This window comes from Kitasatospora sp. MY 5-36 (assembly GCF_001182915.1).
GTDB lineage: Bacteria > Actinomycetota > Actinomycetes > Streptomycetales > Streptomycetaceae > Kitasatospora.
The window spans coordinates 1-1,481 of record NZ_LFVW01000947.1 but is presented as its reverse complement, the minus strand read 5'-3'; the positions used below and the strand labels follow the sequence as shown (position 1 = coordinate 1,481).

2 protein-coding genes are annotated in these 1,481 nt (G+C 74.5%); one reads left to right on the top strand and one right to left on the bottom strand.

Annotated elements, in window-relative coordinates:
• The coding region (locus AE652_RS38645; RefSeq protein WP_199823213.1) for a winged helix-turn-helix domain-containing protein at window positions 1-424 on the bottom strand (424 nt) is incomplete at its 3' end.
• A gap of 142 nt (window positions 425-566) precedes the next feature.
• Between AE652_RS38645 and AE652_RS38640 the strand changes: the two genes are divergently transcribed.
• The gene (locus tag AE652_RS38640) at window positions 567-1,349 is read left to right on the top strand and encodes an alpha/beta fold hydrolase (RefSeq protein ID WP_049660120.1); all 783 of its coding nucleotides are present in this window, start codon (window positions 567-569) and stop codon (window positions 1,347-1,349) included.
• Window positions 1,350-1,481: the final 132 nt, after the last annotated feature.

Below are 1,481 nucleotides of genomic sequence, written 5' to 3'. Positions count from 1 at the left end.
CGGGCAGCCCGGTCATCGGCTCGCCCCGCCACAGCGCCAGCGCCGAGCGGAGCACGGCGGCGGCGCGGGCGTACTGCCCGCCGGCGCGCAGCCCCCGCGCCTCGCCGAGGAGTTCCTCGACCCGGTGGGTGTCCAGCCCGCCGGCGTCCAGGGCGAACAGGTAGCCCCCGCTGAGCGTGGTCGGCGCGGCGGGCCCCAGGACGCGGCGCAGGCGGTGGACGTACGTCCGGATCACGGCGGAGGGCTTGGCGGGCGGATCATCGCCCCACAGGTCGTCGACCAACTGACCGGTCGACACCGGGTGGTTGGCCCTCAACAGCAGCGCGAGCAACAGGCTCCGCTGCTGCGGCGATCCGAGCACGAGCTCGCCGCCGTCCCGCCACCCCCGCAGCGGCCCCAGCACCGTGAACCGTAAACCACCCACCGGCCAATCCCCCTCCGCCCGCACACGATCCCCCGGGCGCGCATTTTACCGACCGCATCACCCCTGGTCAGGGACGAGGCCCCGGGCCCGTCCGGGAGTACGGGGATACCCTGGCCGCCGGAGCGGGAACGAGGGGGAGAGCGTGACGCACGCGACGGCACCGGACGGCACCCGCATCGCCTACCAGCTGCGGGGCGAAGGGGCGCCGCTGGTCCTGCTGGCCGGCCAGGCCAACGACCACCACTGGTGGGACGCGGTCCGCGCCGACTTCCACCCCGCCCGCGCCACCCTCACCCTCGACCACCGCGGCACCGGCGGCAGCGACAAGCCCGACACCCCGTACAGCACCGAACAGTTCGCCCGGGACGTCGTCGCCGTCCTCGACGACCTCGGCATCGACCGGGCCGACGTCTACGGCACCTCCATGGGCGGACGGGTGGCCCAGCAGCTCGCGGCCCGCCACCCGCACCGGGTGCGCGCCCTGGTCCTCGGCTGCACCTCACCCGGCGGCCCGCACGGCGTCGAACGCGGCGCCGACGTCCGCCGCGCCCTGGCGCAACCCGACCCCGAGGCCGCGCGACAGGCCCTGCTGGAGCTGATGTACACCCCCCGGTGGCTCGACTCCCACCCCGGCCCGCACCACACCCTCGGCGACCCTGCCATGCCCGCCCACGCCCGCCGCCGCCACCTCGCGGCCAGCAGCCGGCACGACGCCTGGGACCTCCTGCCGGCCATCGGCGCCCCCACCCTGGTCCTCCACGGCGCCGACGACCTGCTCAACCCCGCCGCCAACGCCCCCCTGCTCGCCGCCCGCATCCCCGGCGCCCGCGCGCACCTGATCCCCGGCGCCCGGCACGCCTACTTCGAGGAGTTCCGCACCACCGCGAGCCCCCTCGTCCTGGACTTCCTCACCACCGCCCAGTAGGCAAGCGGAAGGACCGGTTTCGGCCAGTCGTGTCGCCGGTGGATACAAACGATCACATCTTCGGCATGCTGACCGCTCACGTTGTCCGGACACACGACAAGGGAGATTCCCAATGATGTTGTCAAGCCAGGG